This window comes from Nocardia sp. NBC_01377 (assembly GCF_045040005.1).
GTDB classification, from domain to species: domain Bacteria; phylum Actinomycetota; class Actinomycetes; order Mycobacteriales; family Mycobacteriaceae; genus Nocardia; species Nocardia noduli.
In genome coordinates, this window is sequence record NZ_CP109566.1 from 8,521,942 (window position 1) to 8,538,486 (window position 16,545).

The 16,545-nt window shown below is 66.8% G+C and carries 15 protein-coding genes; all 15 read left to right on the top strand.

Annotated elements, in window-relative coordinates:
• Positions 1–7 precede the first annotated feature (7 nt).
• Positions 8–3,001 (top strand): hypothetical protein, encoded by a 2,994-nt coding sequence (locus OG225_RS38935; RefSeq protein ID WP_405179627.1) that lies wholly within the window; start codon positions 8–10, stop codon positions 2,999–3,001.
• Between the two features lie 36 nt (positions 3,002–3,037).
• Positions 3,038–3,352: a hypothetical protein gene (locus OG225_RS38940; protein ID WP_405179628.1), complete on the top strand. Its 315-nt coding sequence runs from the start codon at positions 3,038–3,040 to the stop codon at positions 3,350–3,352.
• A 70-nt stretch (positions 3,353–3,422) separates the two neighbouring features.
• Entirely contained in the window at positions 3,423–6,089 is a 2,667-nt protein-coding gene (locus OG225_RS38945) for a hypothetical protein (protein WP_405179629.1), read from the top strand.
• A gap of 13 nt (positions 6,090–6,102) precedes the next feature.
• Complete coding sequence (locus OG225_RS38950) at positions 6,103–6,900, top strand: ESX secretion-associated protein EspG (RefSeq protein WP_405179630.1); 798 nt, start codon at positions 6,103–6,105, stop codon at positions 6,898–6,900.
• 83 nt (positions 6,901–6,983) lie between these two features.
• Positions 6,984–7,484 (top strand): YbaB/EbfC family nucleoid-associated protein, encoded by a 501-nt coding sequence (locus OG225_RS38955; protein ID WP_216911431.1) that lies wholly within the window; start codon positions 6,984–6,986, stop codon positions 7,482–7,484.
• A gap of 43 nt (positions 7,485–7,527) precedes the next feature.
• Positions 7,528–8,868 (top strand): hypothetical protein, encoded by a 1,341-nt coding sequence (locus OG225_RS38960; protein ID WP_405179631.1) that lies wholly within the window; start codon positions 7,528–7,530, stop codon positions 8,866–8,868.
• Positions 8,869–9,066: 198 nt separating this feature from the next.
• Positions 9,067–11,091 carry a hypothetical protein gene (locus OG225_RS38965; protein WP_405179632.1) on the top strand — a complete coding sequence of 675 codons (2,025 nt, stop codon included), beginning with the start codon at positions 9,067–9,069 and terminating at the stop codon, positions 11,089–11,091.
• Positions 11,088–11,849, top strand: coding sequence for an ESX secretion-associated protein EspG (locus OG225_RS38970; protein ID WP_405179633.1), 762 nt, complete (start codon positions 11,088–11,090; stop codon positions 11,847–11,849). The genes OG225_RS38965 and OG225_RS38970 overlap by 4 nt, the downstream gene beginning before the upstream one ends.
• Complete coding sequence (locus OG225_RS38975; RefSeq protein ID WP_405179634.1) at positions 11,846–12,184, top strand: hypothetical protein; 339 nt, start codon at positions 11,846–11,848, stop codon at positions 12,182–12,184. The genes OG225_RS38970 and OG225_RS38975 overlap by 4 nt, the downstream gene beginning before the upstream one ends.
• Before the next feature lie 22 nt (positions 12,185–12,206).
• Entirely contained in the window at positions 12,207–12,599 is a 393-nt protein-coding gene (locus OG225_RS38980) for a YbaB/EbfC family nucleoid-associated protein (protein ID WP_405179635.1), read from the top strand.
• 163 nt (positions 12,600–12,762) lie between these two features.
• Positions 12,763–13,077, top strand: coding sequence for a type VII secretion target (locus OG225_RS38985; RefSeq protein ID WP_405179636.1), 315 nt, complete (start codon positions 12,763–12,765; stop codon positions 13,075–13,077).
• On the top strand, positions 13,077–14,432 hold the full coding sequence (locus OG225_RS38990) for a hypothetical protein (RefSeq protein ID WP_405179637.1): 1,356 nt from the start codon (positions 13,077–13,079) through the stop codon (positions 14,430–14,432). The genes OG225_RS38985 and OG225_RS38990 overlap by 1 nt, the downstream gene beginning before the upstream one ends.
• A gap of 9 nt (positions 14,433–14,441) precedes the next feature.
• A complete protein-coding gene (locus OG225_RS38995; RefSeq protein ID WP_405179638.1) occupies positions 14,442–14,738 on the top strand; it encodes a PE family protein in 297 nt (98 codons plus the stop codon).
• A gap of 4 nt (positions 14,739–14,742) precedes the next feature.
• Complete coding sequence (locus tag OG225_RS39000) at positions 14,743–15,714, top strand: PPE domain-containing protein (protein WP_405179639.1); 972 nt, start codon at positions 14,743–14,745, stop codon at positions 15,712–15,714.
• 8 nt (positions 15,715–15,722) lie between these two features.
• Positions 15,723–16,511, top strand: coding sequence for an ESX secretion-associated protein EspG (locus tag OG225_RS39005; RefSeq protein WP_405179640.1), 789 nt, complete (start codon positions 15,723–15,725; stop codon positions 16,509–16,511).
• Positions 16,512–16,545 lie beyond the last annotated feature (34 nt).

Consider the following 16,545-nt stretch of genomic DNA (forward strand, 5'->3'; position numbering starts at 1 on the left):
ATTCCCGATGACCCTCTATCTACCCGAGAATCTTCGTTGGCTGGGCTGGATCGCCGGTACGACCTGGCCCGACGGCGACGAGGATCGCATGTGGGACGTCGCGAGGGCGTGGGAGACGGCGAGCAGGGATCTCGCCGCCGTGGTCGGCACGATGGAGAACGCCAAGCGCGCGTCGATGGCGGCGTACACCCAAGGCGCGGGCGCGGAACAGGTCGGAGTGATGTTCGACAAGTTCCTGGTGGGGGACCAGTCGATCAAGGCGTTGGCGGACTTGTACACGAAGTTGTACGAGGCGACTTTCGATATGGGAACCGAAATTCAGGCCGCCAAGCTCAACATCATCATCTCGCTGGTCTGGTTGTTGATGGAGATCATCTGGGCCTGGGTGTTCCCACCTACGGCTCCTGCGGCGGAGGCCGCCGCAATCACGACGACTCGTTCTGTCCTGCGGGTTCTCGAGGATACGGTGCAAGGATTCATCGAGAAGCAGGTCGCGAAGGTCGGTTTCGCGACCAGGACCGAGATCCAGATGGCCAAGCGCGGCGGCGACGGCCTGGCTGCCGGCACCCGGACGTCGAGGTACTGGATCCTGGACTGGAAGTCGAAGATCAAGCCTGTCGGCTGGAAATACAAGGTGCCCTCGGCCAAAGGCATCTCGGTCTACACGATCAAGATCACCGAATCCATCATCACCGCGGCCGCCATCAACGCATCCATCCAGGTCGGTCAGATGGGGCAGGGTAAGCGTCGAAACTTCAATGGCAAGGAGTTCGGCGCGTCGATCATGGGTTCGGCATTCGCGACCATTCCTTCCCGTGAATTCGGTCGGGTACTCGGGCGCGGTTCGGACAAGTTCATCTTCCCGAAGGTGGATCGGCATGTGCCGTGGAGTAGGAACCCGGGCTTCGGTACGGCGTTGAACAACGCTCCGTTCCGGTCCGGCATGTTCCTGCACGGTGCGGTGATCGGTGCGGCCACGGGCGCGGTCAGCAACGTGTTCAGCAATCTCGGTGCGGCCACGGTCACCGGTGATCTGACTGGCCTGGCCTCGCCTCAGGGGTGGACCGGCTCCATCGCGCGTGGCGCGATCGTCGGTGGTGTCCGAGGGATTTCGAACAAGTGGACGCCGCCCACGGGCGATCAACTGCGATTCAATGTCTGGCACAACGAGAAGACCACCAGTTTCGGTGTGAACAGGGTTCGAAATCTGTTCGGCGACGGTAATGCGACGCCCACGCCCAATGGCGCGGACCGCGATCCGCAGGTCCGGACCCGGCGCGCGGACGAGGATGCGCAGACCCAGCGCGACCAGAATCAGCGTAACGATCAGCGCACGCGTGAGGACGACCAGACCACCCAGCGTGATCAGCAGCGTGCGCGTGAGGATCAGGAGACCACCCAGCGCGATCAGCAGCGTGCGCGTGAGGATCAGGAGACCAACCAGCGCGATCAGCAGCGCACGCGTGAGGACGACGAGACCACCCAGCGTGATCAGCAGCGTGCGCGTGAGGATCAGGAGACTCAGCAGCGTAACGATCAGCGTGCGCGTGAGGATGAGGCGCAGCAGCAGCGTGATCAGCAGCGTGCGCGTGAGGATCAGGAGACCAACCAGCGCGATCAGCAGCGCACGCGTGAGGACGACGAGACCACCCAGCGTGATCAGCAGCGTGCGCGTGAGGATCAGGAGACTCAGCAGCGTAATGATCAGCGTGCGCGTGAGGATGAGGCGCAGCAGCAGCGTGATCAGCAGCGTGCGCGTGAGGATCAGGAGACTCAGCAGCGTAATGATCAGCGTGCGCGTGAGGATGAGGCGCAGCAGCAGCGTGATCAGCAGCGTGCGCGTGAGGATCAGGAGACTCAGCAGCGTAACGAGCGGCGGGCGCAGGAGGACGAAGATCTCCAGCAGCGGAGGGCAAATCAAGACGAGTTGGCTAAGCAGCACCCGCGCACAGAAGAAGAGACCCAGCAAGTCAACGAGCGGCGGGCGCACGCGGACGAACAGACCCAGCAGCAGCGTGCGCGTGAGGATGAGGCGCAGCAGCAGCGTAATGATCAGCGGGTGCGTGAGGATGAGGCGCAGCAGCAGCGTAATGATCAGCGTGCGCGTGAGGATGAGGCGCAGCAGCAGCGTGATCAGCAGCGGGTGCGTGAGGATGAGGCGCAGCAGCAGCGTAATGATCAGCGGGTGCGTGAGGATGAGGCGCAGCAGCAGCGTAATGATCAGCGTGCGCGTGAGGATGAGGCGCAGCAGCAGCGTAATGATCAGCGGGTGCGTGAGGATGAGGCGCAGCAGCAGCGTAATGATCAGCGGGTGCGTGAGGATGAGGCGCAGCAGCAGCGTAATGATCAGCGTGCGCGTGAGGATGAGGCGCAGCAGCAGCGTAATGATCAGCGGGTGCGTGAGGATCAGGCGCAGCAGCAGCGTAATGATCAGCGGGTGCGTGAGGATCAGGCGCAGCAGCAGCGTAATGATCAGCGGGTGCGTGAGGATCAGGCGCAGCAGCAGCGTGATCAGCAGCGGGTGCGTGAGGATCAGGCGCAACGCGATCGTGATCAGCGACGCGCGCGGGAGGACCGGGCCGCGCTGCAGGCTCAGCAGGACCGGGTCGATCAGCGAGCACGGGACGATCAGGCCGCTATACAGCGGCGTCAGACCGAAGCGGACAATTACGCGAACAACATAACGCCTGCTAAGGAATCGCGCCTGACTTCGGATTCTGTCTGGGGACACAACGCGCACGGCCGATTCGTGGAGTATTCGCCGTCGTTCGCCGCGGGCAAGGACATGAAAGCCAAGACCAGGCCGAAGTGGTATCCGTTGCCGTTCGTTTTCCCCGGCGCCTATACCGCGCCCACCGATCTCGCGGACCAGGGTGATTGGCGGCCGCCGAATTCGGTGATCAAGCCGAAAACCGCACCCGTTCCACTCCCGCAAAAGGGAGCGGTTGACGGTGCGGGTGCTCCCACCGACGGTCCGGACAAACCGTTCGAGTTGAAATAGACCACACAATAGAACTGATAGTGAGGCCGAAATCCTATGACTACGCCGAATCGTATCGAAATCGACCCTGTGGCGCTGAAAAGGGCCGCCGGTATCAGCCTGGAAGCGGCTACCGCGATCAAAGGGGTGGTCCGAAACCTGCGTACTTCGTTGGATCTCGAGGACGACGCCACAAATTTCCCCTGGGGTAAGGACTCTTTCGGCAAGAAGTTCTCCGAAGGGGCGAACGGGTACAAGACATCCCGGAATACCCTCCTCGAAGGCGGGGAAGGTCTGGGAAATGGTGCGCAGGGCTTCGCCGATGGCCAGGGACAGGCCGCCGATCTCATGATCGCCTCCGACGAGGCCTGATGACGGATCGGCTGGATACGGCGGCAACGGTGAGGCTATCGGTGAACTACATGATTCAGGAGCATGAGCTGTGACGAACCCAGGGGCACCGCCTCCGTCGATATGGGCGCCGATTCTCGGATCCGCCAACAACGGGCTGTTGCAATTCGACGTCGCGAATGTCGTCACGGCCACCAAGGCCGCCGCGCAGTTGATCGCGGATCTGGATCGTCTCGCGGCGATCGTCTACGAGCAGCGTCTACATTCCGTGGGCGCGTTCAGCAACCTGGCCTCGAGTCGTGAGCTGGCGCGGGCGTACTCCGATCACGGCCAGGCGCTCTACGATTCGCTGGTCACGCACTCGGATATCGTGCAGGACCAGTACGACACGTTCGTCGCCGCGGGCAAGGCGTTCGCCGCCGCGGAGAACAACAACACGGTCAACTTCAATACTCTGACGAGAGTCAGAGATGTCACCGTGAATCTGACGCCGCCCGCGCCCAACGGCGGTAAACCGACGGTGACCTCCACGTCGGGAGAAGATGACTACTCTTACGGCCAGTTGGATATCGGTGACACAGCCAGGACCGGCAACTGGGACGGCTACTACAACGATGTTTCCTACACGATGCCGGCCTTCCCGGAAACTGTGCAGGGATACGGCGGCAAGACCGACCCCGTCACGGTGACGGTCGAGAACGCGGACAACCTCAGCTTCGAAGATCTACAGAGCTTCGGCGCATCGATCATTCCGTCGCCGCCGTATGAGATGCATTTCCAGTGGTTGTGGCTCGGGGACAAGATACAAGTTCACCTGCAGACCTACGCGACGCAAATTCAGAATCTGAAGAGTTCATGGCGAGGCGCCTCGTCCGAGGCCGCTGCCAATGCGGTGGAGAAGTACAAGAACAGCACCGTCGATCTGGTCGCGGCGACCAAGGTCATGGGCAACAGCCTGCTCTACACCAGTCAGTGGTTGACGGTCACCAAGAATGAAATGCCCGGTCCGAACTCGCCGAAGAAGCGCGGCTGCAACAAGGATCAGACCGGAAAATATCGCGACAGATTCAAGAAGTATTACGTGGAGGGCATCAACAAGACGAAGTCGGCTGTCCCGACCATCGAGATTCCCGGTAAGCAGGCCGGCGGAAATGGAAATGGCGGTGGCAGTGGTAGCGGAAGTGGAAGTGGTAGCGGAAGTGGAAGTGGAAGTGGTAGTGGGTACGGAAGTGGTAGTGGGTACGGAAGCGGTAGTGGGTACGGAAGCGGTAGTGGGTACGGAAGCGGTAGTGGGTACGGAAGCGGTAGCGGGTACGGAAGCGGTAGCGGGTACGGAAGCGGTAGCGGGTACGGAAACGGGAACGGTGGCGGCGGGAACGGAGATACCGGCGGCAACGGCAACGGCAACGGCGGTGGTACCGGCAACAATCTGCCGAATCTAGATGAATTGCTCGGCGGCGGAGGGGATTCCGGCGGCGGCACGGGGGGCGGCACCGGCGGCGGCGAGACCGGTGGCGGTACGGGCGGCGGAACCGGTGGTGGCACGGGCGGCGGAACCGGCGGCGGTAGTACCGGCAGCGGCCAAGAGGCTCCCAGCATCGATGAACTGATCGACAAGTACGGCGGCGGCGCGGGGATAGACGAGTCCGCGGATGACATGCCCATCCCCCAGGGCGGTGCGTTGCCGGGTTCGCTCGGTGGCTCGGGCACGGGTTCCGGCACGGGCACGGGCAAGGGCACCGGGACAGGTTCGGGCACGGGGACGGGCACCGGAACGGGCAAGGGTACGAAGTCGCCTTTGCAGGATCTCCTGTCCAGACTCGACGGCGGAACCGGAGACGGCGAGGGCGGGCCGAGCCTCGATCAATTGATTCCGGGCCTGACCGAGGAGCAGGGCAAGGCGCTGGGCGACTTGCTGCCGAGTCTGACTCCCGAACAGGCCAAGTCGCTCGGTGAATTGCTGCCGCAACTCACGCCGGAACAGACGACGGCGCTGGGTGAACTGCTGTCGGATATCAGTCCCGAGGCACTCGGCTCACTCAGCGAGCTGCTGCCGACATTGAGTCCGGAACAGGCCTCGGCGCTCGGTGATCTGCTGCCGACGTTGAGTCCCGAACAGTCCGCCGCGCTCGGCGAGCTGTTGCCCGCCATCGGCGAGGCCGGCGGTATCGAAGGTGTGCTCGGTGAGAACGGGAGCAAACTGTTCGATCTCTTGGCCAACGGTGGCACCGAACTGCTTTCGCAGCTGGGGCAGGCCATCGGTGACGGGTTCGAGGCATTCGGTCAGTTCCTGACCGGTGTGCTGGACCCATCGGTCGCGCAGGGGCTGGCCGGTCAGTTGAACGAACTCAGCAATATCCCGGGTCTCGGCGGGCTGGCCGACCTCGCGGCCGGGCTCGATCCGAGCCTCGGAGCAGGTGGTGGAGGCGGCGGTGGCGGCGGCGACCTCGGCGGACTCGGCGGCGCCGGGGAAATACCGGCTCAGGCGCTCGCCGAGCCACGGCACACCAACCTGTTCGCCAGCAGTGCCGCGTTGCCCGCGGCCGAGGGTTTCATGTTCGGCAGCGACGGGACCACCGCGGCCAGCACCAACGGCCAACCCGGCAGCCCGGGTGCGGCCGGATCGCCGGGTGCCGGTGCGGCGGGCGGCGCGGGCGCGGGCGGGCATCGCAGGCCGAAATTCCTGACCTCGACCGATTGGATGGATGAAGCCTTGGGTGACACACCGTTCCGAGTGAAACCGGTGATCGAGCCGTGACGCGGGTGATGTGGTGAGTACCTGGAAACTGACCGATCTGGAATTCAAGGTGCTGTGCGATCTGCACCTCGACGGTGAGATGCCGGGAGTGTTCACCTTCACCAGCGATATCCCGTGGATGGACGACTACGTGCGGGCCTGTCAGGACGCGCGCTCGGACCTGATGCGCCGGATGGACCGTGACCTCGAGACGGTGATCGACACCTTCTCCAGGCCGACGGTCGTGGTCGGCGCGCAGTCCTGGGAGGACGCGGATTTCGCCAACCCGCAGAAATGGGTGCGAGTCCACGCGGGTCGTCGAGGCTCGCGCGCGTTCGTGGCCGTGCAGGAACCGGGCCGAACCCTCGATCACGCCGCGGCGTACACGATCACCACCTGTGATCCGCGGGGGCTGGGCGATGCCGTCATGGCATTGATGCCCTCCGCTGTCGGGGGCACGCGGGGACCCTTCTCGATCGATCTCCCCGAACCCGGTGGTAGATCGACCGGGTCCGGTTTCGGGTTCGGCTCGATGGTCTCCGACGACGAGGACGTTCGTGGTTCCGCGAGTACCAAATTCCTCAATGTCGCGTCCGACGCGACCGGATCGGTGCAGGTGGTGCAGGGGCGGTCGATGTACGGGCCGCGCGGCATCACCCGCGCGGGCAGGCTCTGGCGCGACCTTCCCGGCGACGGACGCTATGTGATGGAGTTGCATCACGCGGCGCCGGTGGCGGTGGGAATGTCGGGTGCGGCGCTGGCCGAGTGGGTAGATGGGGAGATCGAACGGATTCTGGAGCGGATGGACGATTTCGCCGAACTGGACGACTGACTGTCCGACGTCGCGTCGGCGCCATCAGTCATTCACGTGAGGGTCATCGGAGGTTTCCCGGCCATCGGCATGCTCGGTGAGCTATGAGCAACGAGCATGCCAGGGCCGACCTCGCCGCGATCCTCGACGAGGCCAGGGATCAGATGCGCGCGATCGCCGGAATACAGCGCGCGCGTGCTGCTCTGGTCGGCACCGGTTCGGTGCGCCGGAACCGCGTGACGGTGTCGGTGAACGCGGACGGCACCGTGATCGAGACGAAATTCGGTCAGGGCATAGAGGATCTGAACCATTCGGAGATCGCGAAGGCGGTGACCGAGGCGGCGCAGAAAGCGGCGAAACACCTCGCCGATCAGCACACCGCGCTGATGGCGCCGGTACAGGAACGGCGTGCTCGTCTGCCGAAACTCTCGGACCTGATCGAGGATATGCCCGATCTGCGGGTGCCCGAGGCGCCGGAACCGTCGCTGGCGCCGCCGAATTCGGCGGATCGTGCGCTGTCCGCCGGGGGCGGCGACGCGCAGTACGACGATGTGGAAGAACATCCCGGACCGTCGGCGGGACGGGTCATCGACTCCGGTTGGTGACCGGTTCCGTTGCGGCGCCGATGAACTCGAGAGGCGAGGGCCTGTGAGCGATCGCGATGAGAAGACCCTGGTTGCGGGCGCGGGACCGCTCGCGGGCGGCGGGCTGCCCGATCTCGGATTCACGCTGGGAGCGCCGCTCGGCGCGATCCCCGCGGTCGAGCCGGTCCCGGTGGCCGAGGGCACGCCCGCGTCGGCGGAGCCGGGGGAGGTGACCGGCGCTGAGCCCGAGGTGGCGGGCGAGGTCGCCGGTGAGATCCCGTCGCCGGACCTCGAACAGACTCCCGAGGAGCGGGGGCATGAGCTCGCGGTGCGGATCGCGCACGAACTGGGGGAGATGGGCCCGCAGGGATGGCGGGAGCTGACCGCGGTGTTCACCCTGACCGTCGAGCTCGGCGGCGGCGAGGTGCTCTACGTCGGCGACGAGGATCAGGTACTCAGGGTCGCGGTTCCCGACGGCATTCTGGAAATCGCCGCCGAGCATCGCAGGGTGTCCGCGATGCTCGGTGACGGTCCCTGGTGGCGGCTGTTCATGCGACTTGACGCCGACGGGCAGTTGGAGGTCGACTACGACTACGGAGACGAGCCGTTCCCCGACGAGCAGCTGTTCGCGCCGGAGGCGTATCTGGCCGATCTGGAAGAATTTCCGCGTCAGCGGCTGCCGGTGTGGTTGGCCGCCTACCTGTTCCACGACGGCAGGCAGACGCGGCCGGCCACGTACGCGGCCCAGCAGGCCAGAGCCGATCGCGCCGCGGGGGTCGCGGCGGTGGAGTCGCACGTCGACCTGCCGGATCTGCCGACGACGTGGGTGCGCTGGACGGTGATGTCGGCGGCGTTCGTCGCGGTGCGGTCGGAGTGGGGGCCGCGAATCATGCCGTCGTTCGGCTGGTTCGAGGGCTCGCGGCGATCGGGGGCGACCCTGTATCTGCTGCCGAGGGGGCGCGCCGTGCTGTCCGGTGGCGTGTGGGACGCACCCGCGTTGGCCGCGGCCTATCAGGACGGCGCCGAACTGCCGAAGGTGTACGCGGGTGCGCCCGAGTGGGTGGTCGACCAGGTCCTCAACGCCCGCGCGGGCAGTGGGTTGCTCTCCTTCTGCTACTGGTGGTCCGACGAACAGTGGTACCGGGGTGAGTCGCCCGGCGGTCCGGACCTGGGCGAGGCGGTGCCGGGTATCTGGGACGACGACTCCGTCGAGCAGGTGATTCGCGATCTCATCGGCGCGGGGCCCGACGATCCGCGTGCGGCGCACGTGGGGGCACTGCTCACCGCCGGGTTCGAGGGTGACATCACTCGAGCGCATCTGCTCGCGGTATTCGGCGAGGAGGCCGATATCGACGCCGCGATGAATCAGTTGACGATGTCGGGTGCGGCGACTGTCGAATCGTGACGGCCGGACCCGACCTGTCACCCGGTCTTCATCCGCCGTTGCCACGGCGGTAGTCCGCCGTTCGCAATTATTCCCAATCAACTTATCGCACAAGAGATTTCGTAGCTCTCAAGATGGTGCGAGCTACGCGCGGGCCGGTATGGTCTTGGGCAGAGGCGAAGTTCCGTCGGCGCCGGATTCGATCAGGGAGCACGACCGATGAGCGGAGAGGTACCCACGGGCAATCCGTGGGACGGCTTGAGCGAGTACACGCGAACACATACGGGGGGTCCCGACGCGCTCCGGTTCGAACCGCAGGTGGCGCGTGATCTCGCTGCCGCGGGCTCGCAGGTCATCATGGGAATCAACGGATTGCGGGACTACCTGACCGATCTGGCCGCCGGCAGGCCGGTGTCGAGCCTGAGTTCCGGCACGGCGCTGGGTACCAGGTTCGGCCAGAAGGCGACCCAGCTGGACGGCATCCTCAACGACCACAAAGCGATTCTCACCGACATGATCGACACCTTCGTCGCCGCCGGTAAGGCGTACGGCGACGTGGACGGCTTCAACTCCGATCTGCTGGACAATATCCAGAGCAATCCGACCGAGAAATGGGAACTCGACGGATATCCGTCGACGACCCCGCCGCCGACCACGACGCTCACGGCGACGGCAGGAACGCTGCCCAATTCGCTGACCACCCTGACCGGGTTCGAATCGACGACGATCATGGGCGAGAGTGCCGACGGATTGGATTGGCCGGCGCTGTGGGGGGTCGGCAACCACATCAGGGTTAACCAGGTCGTCGGGAACCTCTCCAATCAGTCGGGGGGCTGGCGGTGGGTGGGAAGCGAACTCGACGGCATATTCGTCGATTTCGTCAACAAGGTCGATTCGGTGACGGCCGAGCAGTGGAAAGGGCCGGGCAAGGAGATCGCGGTGGCCGCGGTCAAGGCCTATGCGAACGCGGTTCCGCAGTTGTCCGCGGGCGCTCGCGGCGTCGGTGATCTGCTGTTCTTCACGGCCGGTTGGTTGGACTCGACCCAGCGGTCGATGCCGACGTCCCCGACGAATCCGTCGCTCGGGCTCTACGTGGTGCCGCCTCCGGCCGGTTCGAATGATCTCGCGCTGTACCGGCAGAATTTCCGCACCACCTATCTCGCCGGACTCGGGCTGTCGACGTCGCACATACCGGTGCTGCCCGCGGCCGACGGTGCGTTCGGTCGGATCCCGAATCCGTTCTACAAGGGCAATAACGGGAACAACAACGGTAATAACGGCAACAACGGCGGCGGCAACAACGGCGGCGGCAACAACGGAGGTGGTGGTGAGACCGGCGGCGGTGAGACCGGCGGCGGTCAGAACGGTGATGGCGAGAACGGCGGCAACAACGGTGGCGGCGAAGGACTCGCCCCCGGGGTCAGGGAACAGTTCGGGGACACCGGCGGCCTGGGTGATCCGGCGGGCACGATGCCGGGTGCGCTGGGCAAATTCGGCGGGGACTTCGGTGGGGGGACTACCGATCCGATAGCGGGTGACCCGAATTCGTACGGCCAGCAGCTCGCGAGTCTGGTGTCCGGTGGCCTGGTGCCGGGACAGGTGCCCGGTCAGCAGAAACTGGCCGGGGGCGCACGCGAACTGGCCGAGCGGGTCGGTTCGCTGGTTCCCGGTAGCCCCGAGGAGCGGCAGTTCTTCCAGACCCTCGTGCAGCAGTTGCTGGCCGCCGCGCAACAGGGCCTGCCGCAGTTGCAGCAGGCCTTCGAACAGTTCGCGCAGTTCCTCACCCCGGACCAGCAGCGAGAGCTGCTCGACAGAGCCGGATTGACCGGGATTCCCGGGATCGATATCCCCGGGTCGGGCGATCCGAACGATCTGGCGGGTTTCGCGGCGAAATTGGCCGGTGGCGCCGGTGGCGGTGGCGCGGGTGGCGGCGGTGGCGGCGGGTTCGGGGCACCCGCCGCGGTGCTCGCGCACGACCCGACCGGTTCCTCCAAACTGTTCCCCCGTGCGGCGGCGTTCGTGCCGATCAGCGCGTCGACCCAGTTCGACGCCGCGAGCCCGGCCGCCGCGCTCGCAGGCACCCAGGGCACGCCCGGTACCCCCGGTGCGGCGGGTGCGGCGGGCGCGGGCGCGGGGCAGGGCAACAACCAGCACCGCAGGGCCACCTACCTCGAATCCTCCGACTATCTCGAAGACGCGATCGGCGATGCCCCCGTCGTGGTCAAACCAGTCGTGGAACGATGACCCCGCGCTGGAGTTTCACCGATCTCGAATTCGTGGTGCGCTGGCAGCGGTTGCGTGAGGACCCGCTGCCGCACCCTTTCGTCTTCACCACCGACATCCCCTACGAGGACGATTTCCAGCGCGAGCGGGTGCGAGTTCTCGACCGGTCGCTCACCGCGCCCGATCCGGATCTCGACGCGGCGCTGGAAGATATCGCGCGTCCCGATATCGCCATCCGGGTGCACGGCGCCGACCCGAGTGACCCGGCGGCGGGCATCCGGCTGCTCGCCGTCCGGCGCGAGGTGCGAGGCTATCTACTGACCCAGCTGCCCGGCCGCACCGTGGATCACAGCGCCGGATTCACCATCACCGAATGCGACGCGTTACGGCTCGCCGACATGGTGGTCGACGCGCTTCCCGAGGTCGGGGCGGGCAGCTTCGAATCGCTCGCCCTGCCGAGCGCCGTCGACGATTTCGAGGCGCCCGCGCAGCTGTGGGACAGTTTCGACGAAACGCCCGACGCTCGTGCGCGACGATTCCTGCACACCGTCCCCGAGCGCATCGGCATCATCGAGATCGCCCAGGGTATTTCGCGATTCGGGCCGAAAGGCCGGATCATCCGGTGGTTGCAGTGGCGCGATCTGCCCGACGACGGACGACATGTGGTCACCGTCGGACCGTCCGCCACCGCGACGGCGGTCGATCGGGCCGGATTGATCGCGGCCATCAACGCCGAACTGGTCACGGTGGTACGAGCGATCAAGGATGAACGGGTATGAGCGATCACGAGGAATTGCCGAGGGCGGTCGCGATGTCGCGATCGGGATCCATCACCGTGGAGACCACCGAACAGGGTCTACCGCTCAGTGTTTCGGTCGATCGAGCCGAATTGCGCAGAGCGCCGCAGGATCTGGCCGCCGAGGTGCTCAGACTGTGCAGGCAGGCAGCCGATCGGGCAGGCGCGCAACGGCGTAGGCGGTTGGCCGAGGCCGGGGTCAGCGCGGATCTGCTGGCGCTGACCGGACTGCCGACGGCCGCCGAGGTCGAGCGCAGGGAACTCATCGACGAACAGGAATACGAGGTCGAGCCGCAGAGCTGGCTGAGGACGCTGTGAACGCCGCGAAACGGAGGGCACTGTGACCGGGACCGACGGCGGCGGACTACCGCCCCACCTGGCCGCCTACGCGAATTCGCCGGGTGAGCTCGGCGAAGCGCTGATGGACGAACTCGTCGCCGCCGCGCAGCGCCGGGTGGACCGGATCCGCGAACTCGGTGAACGCATGTCGGCGGTCCGGGTGCGGGAGTCCTCGCCCGACGGCGTGGTGACGGTGACCGTCGACGGCAACGGCGCGTTACTCGATCTCGTCCTCACCTCGGAGGTGAATCGGTGGACGCCGGAACAATTCGACGAGGCGATCGTCGGCACCGCGCGGCGGGCGGCGGGTCTGGCCTTCGCCCGGTGCGGCGATCTGGTGACCGGCTTCAACGATGTCATGTCAACTAAATCCGCTGATTCCCAGCGTGATTGATACCGAGTGCGGGCCGGGGGCGGGCGGCACCTGACGTTCACCCGAGCGTCGAGTCCTCTTAAGCTCCTTTTGCGCCACTCTCTGCCGACGACTGTTCCAATAGCTGAAGTTCTTCCGCCGATCCGACATCACCTGTCGATCCGACTATCGCGCAGAGGTTTTCATGGCTGACCTGATAGCAACTCCCGAAGCGATCGTGCAGTACGGAAACACATCCGCGGCGCTGGCGGCGCAGACACTGACGGCCGGATCGGTCGACCAGCTGGCCGTGATCGCGGCCGCGGTTCCGGTATTCGGACTGATCGGCCAGGACTTCCTGGCCACCTACGCGGCCGCGCAGGCCTCGCATCTGACCTCGGTCACCGAGGTGGCCGCGGTCCACGCGGGCACGGCGCTCACCGCCTTCGAGAGCGCGGCCCAGTACACCGCGACCGATCTGGACAGCGCCGAGAATCTGGGCAGCATCGGAAACGCCTGATGAGTGCGCCGCTGGACCCGTCGATCGTGTCCCTGCTGCGTGAGAGCGCGCTCGGCTCGATCGTGGATCGGCCGGTGGCGGAGGTACTGAGCACACTCGGCCTGCCCGCGTTGCCACAACTGCCCCCGCTGCCGCCGATGCCCGAGATGCCGCCGCTGCCGGTGCTCGATATCGGCGCTCTCATCAAACCGATGACGGACCTGGCAGGCAGTTTCGGTACCGGGATTCCCGGCGCGGGCCAGGGGCCGGATCCGAGCCAGGTGCTCACGCAGGTGGTCTCGGCGTTGCAGCAGGCGACCCAGCTCGGCACGACCGCGATCCAGACGGTGATGTCGCTGTGGGAAGGCGCTGGCGCGACCTCGGCGGCGGGCAAGGCCGCCAACACCGCGGCCGATACGGCCGAGGTGGTGTCGCAGGGCAGCAGGATGAACGTCAACCACGCGGCCGCCGCGACCAGTGTCTTCACCGGCTATGCGCAGGTGAGCGCGATCATCTCCAAGTATCTGGCCTCGCTCGCCGCGGCCGGTCCGTTCATCGTCACCCCGCCCGGCCAGGCGTTCGTGGCGGCGGCGACGGCCGAGACGATGACACAGGTGACCGCGGTGATCGCCAAGACGCGGGCCGAACTCACCGTGCACAGTGCCGAGATGAGCGCCAACGGCCAGAAAGTCGCGGTCACCGAGGTGCCGGGAGGGGTGGCGCGAACCGGAGCGATGGTCGCCGACAGCGTCGCCTCGCCGCTGTCCTCGGTGACGAGCGCGCCGCTGGGGGCTGCCAGGTCGATGGCCTCGGCGGGCACCGGTGCCGCGGGTGGCCTGAACCCGGCGCAATACGTCACGCAGGTATTGCAGATGGTGCAGGGGCTGGTGACCGTAGGAACCACCGGAGCCCAGGTGGTCGGCCAGGTGGCGAGCACGCTGGCCGAGGTGCCCGTCGCGGCCCCGGTAGCCGCGGCGCTGCCCGCTACGCCGTTCACGGCTCCGGTCGTCAACGGTGTGCCCGGCGCCGTCAGCGGTACCGCGCCCGCGCTTCCCCTGCAGGAGGCCAGGGTCACGACAATGCTCGCGGGCGGCGGCGCCCAGGCACAGGCCGCCGTCCCGCTCGGAACCACCGCGGCCTCGACGCCGGGTATGACGCCGATGGCGCCGGGACCGATGGGCGCGGCCGGTGCGGCGGCGCGCGCGGCCGGCGCGGGCGGCGAGGTTTTCCGCGCCGAGTTGGTGAACGCCGCGCACGGCAACGAGGTCGTCGGCGCGATCGACGGCATCGCGGTACCGGTCATCGGTGCGGCCGAGGCCGTGACGACAACCCCGGACATCGACCGGGAACCCCCGGACAAGGCACTCACCCTTTAGGAGTTCGTCATGCGATTCGATCCCGTGGAAGCAGTCCGTGTGGCCGCCGAGCTCGATGAGCTCGCCGGTCGGCTGGAAGCCGATCTGAAGGCACACAACCCCGCCCTGATGGCGCCCGCGCCAGGACTCGACGAAGTCTCCCAGCGTGCGGCCGCGACGCTGCGAGCTGTCGCGCAGGATTTCGACCTCTCGGCCGGTACGGGCGCGCTCGAGCTGCGCAGACTGGCCGCGACGCTGCGCGCGCAAGCGCGTGAGCTGACCGATATGGATACCACCAATGCCGCCGACCTCGGGGCTTCGGCCTGAGAACATGATCGAACCACCCACACCCGGATTCACCGGTGTGGTCTGGGAAGCCAGACCCACCGATCAGCTGGCCCGCGATCTGACGAGCGGGCCCGGTTCGGTCCCCCTGGTCGAGGCGGCTGCCGCGTGGACCGGGCTGGCCGCGAGTTTCGGCGCGGCCGTGGTGGACTACGACCGGATCATCGCCGGTATCCGCGCGCACTGGCAGTCCGACACCAGTGATCTGGTGCTGGAACGGCTTTCGACGATGCGCGGTTGGCTCACCGACACGGTGACCGAAGCCGCGCGCAATGCCGAGCACACCGCGGCGCAAGCAGCGGCCTTCGAGGTCGCGCGGCTGACCATGCCGCACACCGCCGAGATCGCGGCCATGGAACAGGCGTTGCGAACCATCCAGGCCATCGGCGCGTCGCTGGGCGGACCACTGGTCGGCGTCGCCGCCGAGATCGGCGCGGACCAGGATGTCGCGAAATCCACCGCGGCGCGCGTCATGCGCACCTACGAGGCGGCCGCGCGACCGCTCGCGGAGCCGTGGCAGCAGAACACGCCGCCGCCACTGGCGACGCCCGCCGCGTTCGACGCCGAACAAGCTGTCGGGCAGCAGAGTTCGACACCGGTGAGCACATCGATGCCCGCGATGCCGATACTGCCGACGATGCCGCAGTTCGCCGTGCCGAGAACCCTCGGCGGCGCGCGGGCGCATACGGTCGGTCCGATCGTGGCCCGACCCGAGGTCGTCACCACCGCTACCTCGCCGACGCCGGTCGGGACTGCGGCGGGTCAGGCGTTGCCGCCCGCCGCGCTCGCGGGTGGCACGGCCGCGGGCGACGGCGAGGAGGAACACACCCCGAGAGCGGGCGCGGTCGGCGCGAACGACGGTGTCGCTCTCGAACTGGACGCGGGCCTGGCCGCGGCGCCGTCGGTGCTCGGCGGCGTGGAGGCCAGGGCGACCGCCACCGGGACCCCGGCGGAGTAGGGGCGGACATGGCGACTCTGACCGACGAGGCGGTTCTCGCGGTGTGCGATCTGCTCGGCATCCAGACCATGCCGCTCGTGCTCGGAATCGGGCCGCGTCAGGACTCGATCGAGGCGTTCCTGGCCGCGCGCGAGGCGGCGATGGCGGATCTTCGAGCGCGCGGGCTGGTCGACGCCTACGACGACGTCGACGCCGAATTGACAGCTGCCCTGCGTATTCTGGCCAACCCCGAGCGCGAGCTCGCCGCCCGGATCGTGACCGCCGACGGTCCGCGTCGGGTCTGCCTCGCGCGCCGCGGTGCCGCGCACGCGTTCGCGGTGCGCGACGGCGACGAGATCGACATCACCACGACCTGGGCCGACGAGGGCGGCGCCGCCCTGGCGCAACCTTTTCTCGCGGTCCTCGGCGTCTGCGCGGCGGCGGACGTGCCGAGTTTCAGCGGCCCCGCCGACGAATTCGCCGACCGTCTGAACGCGGCGGCGGCGAGCTCCGACTACACCGCTGTCCCGTACAGCGTCGGCGTCGTCGACCACAACGCGATCGAATTCGGTATGGCGATGGCCGAATGCCACGCCCACGCCGAGATCGTGGCCTACGCCCACGAACAGGGGCGTACCACCAGATCTTCCGGCTCCGTCGCGGTGTACGACACCGTGCGGGGCCGGATCGCGGCGAGTCCGAACGCCGCACCGGACCTTCGGGTGTGGACCACTTTCACACCGGGCTCGGACCACCGTGTCGCGCAGGCGATCTCGGCTCTGGTCGCCACATTGCCCGGTGGAAGGTGGATGCCCTAGCGCCACTCTTGTGTCCGTCAACCAACACTCGAAT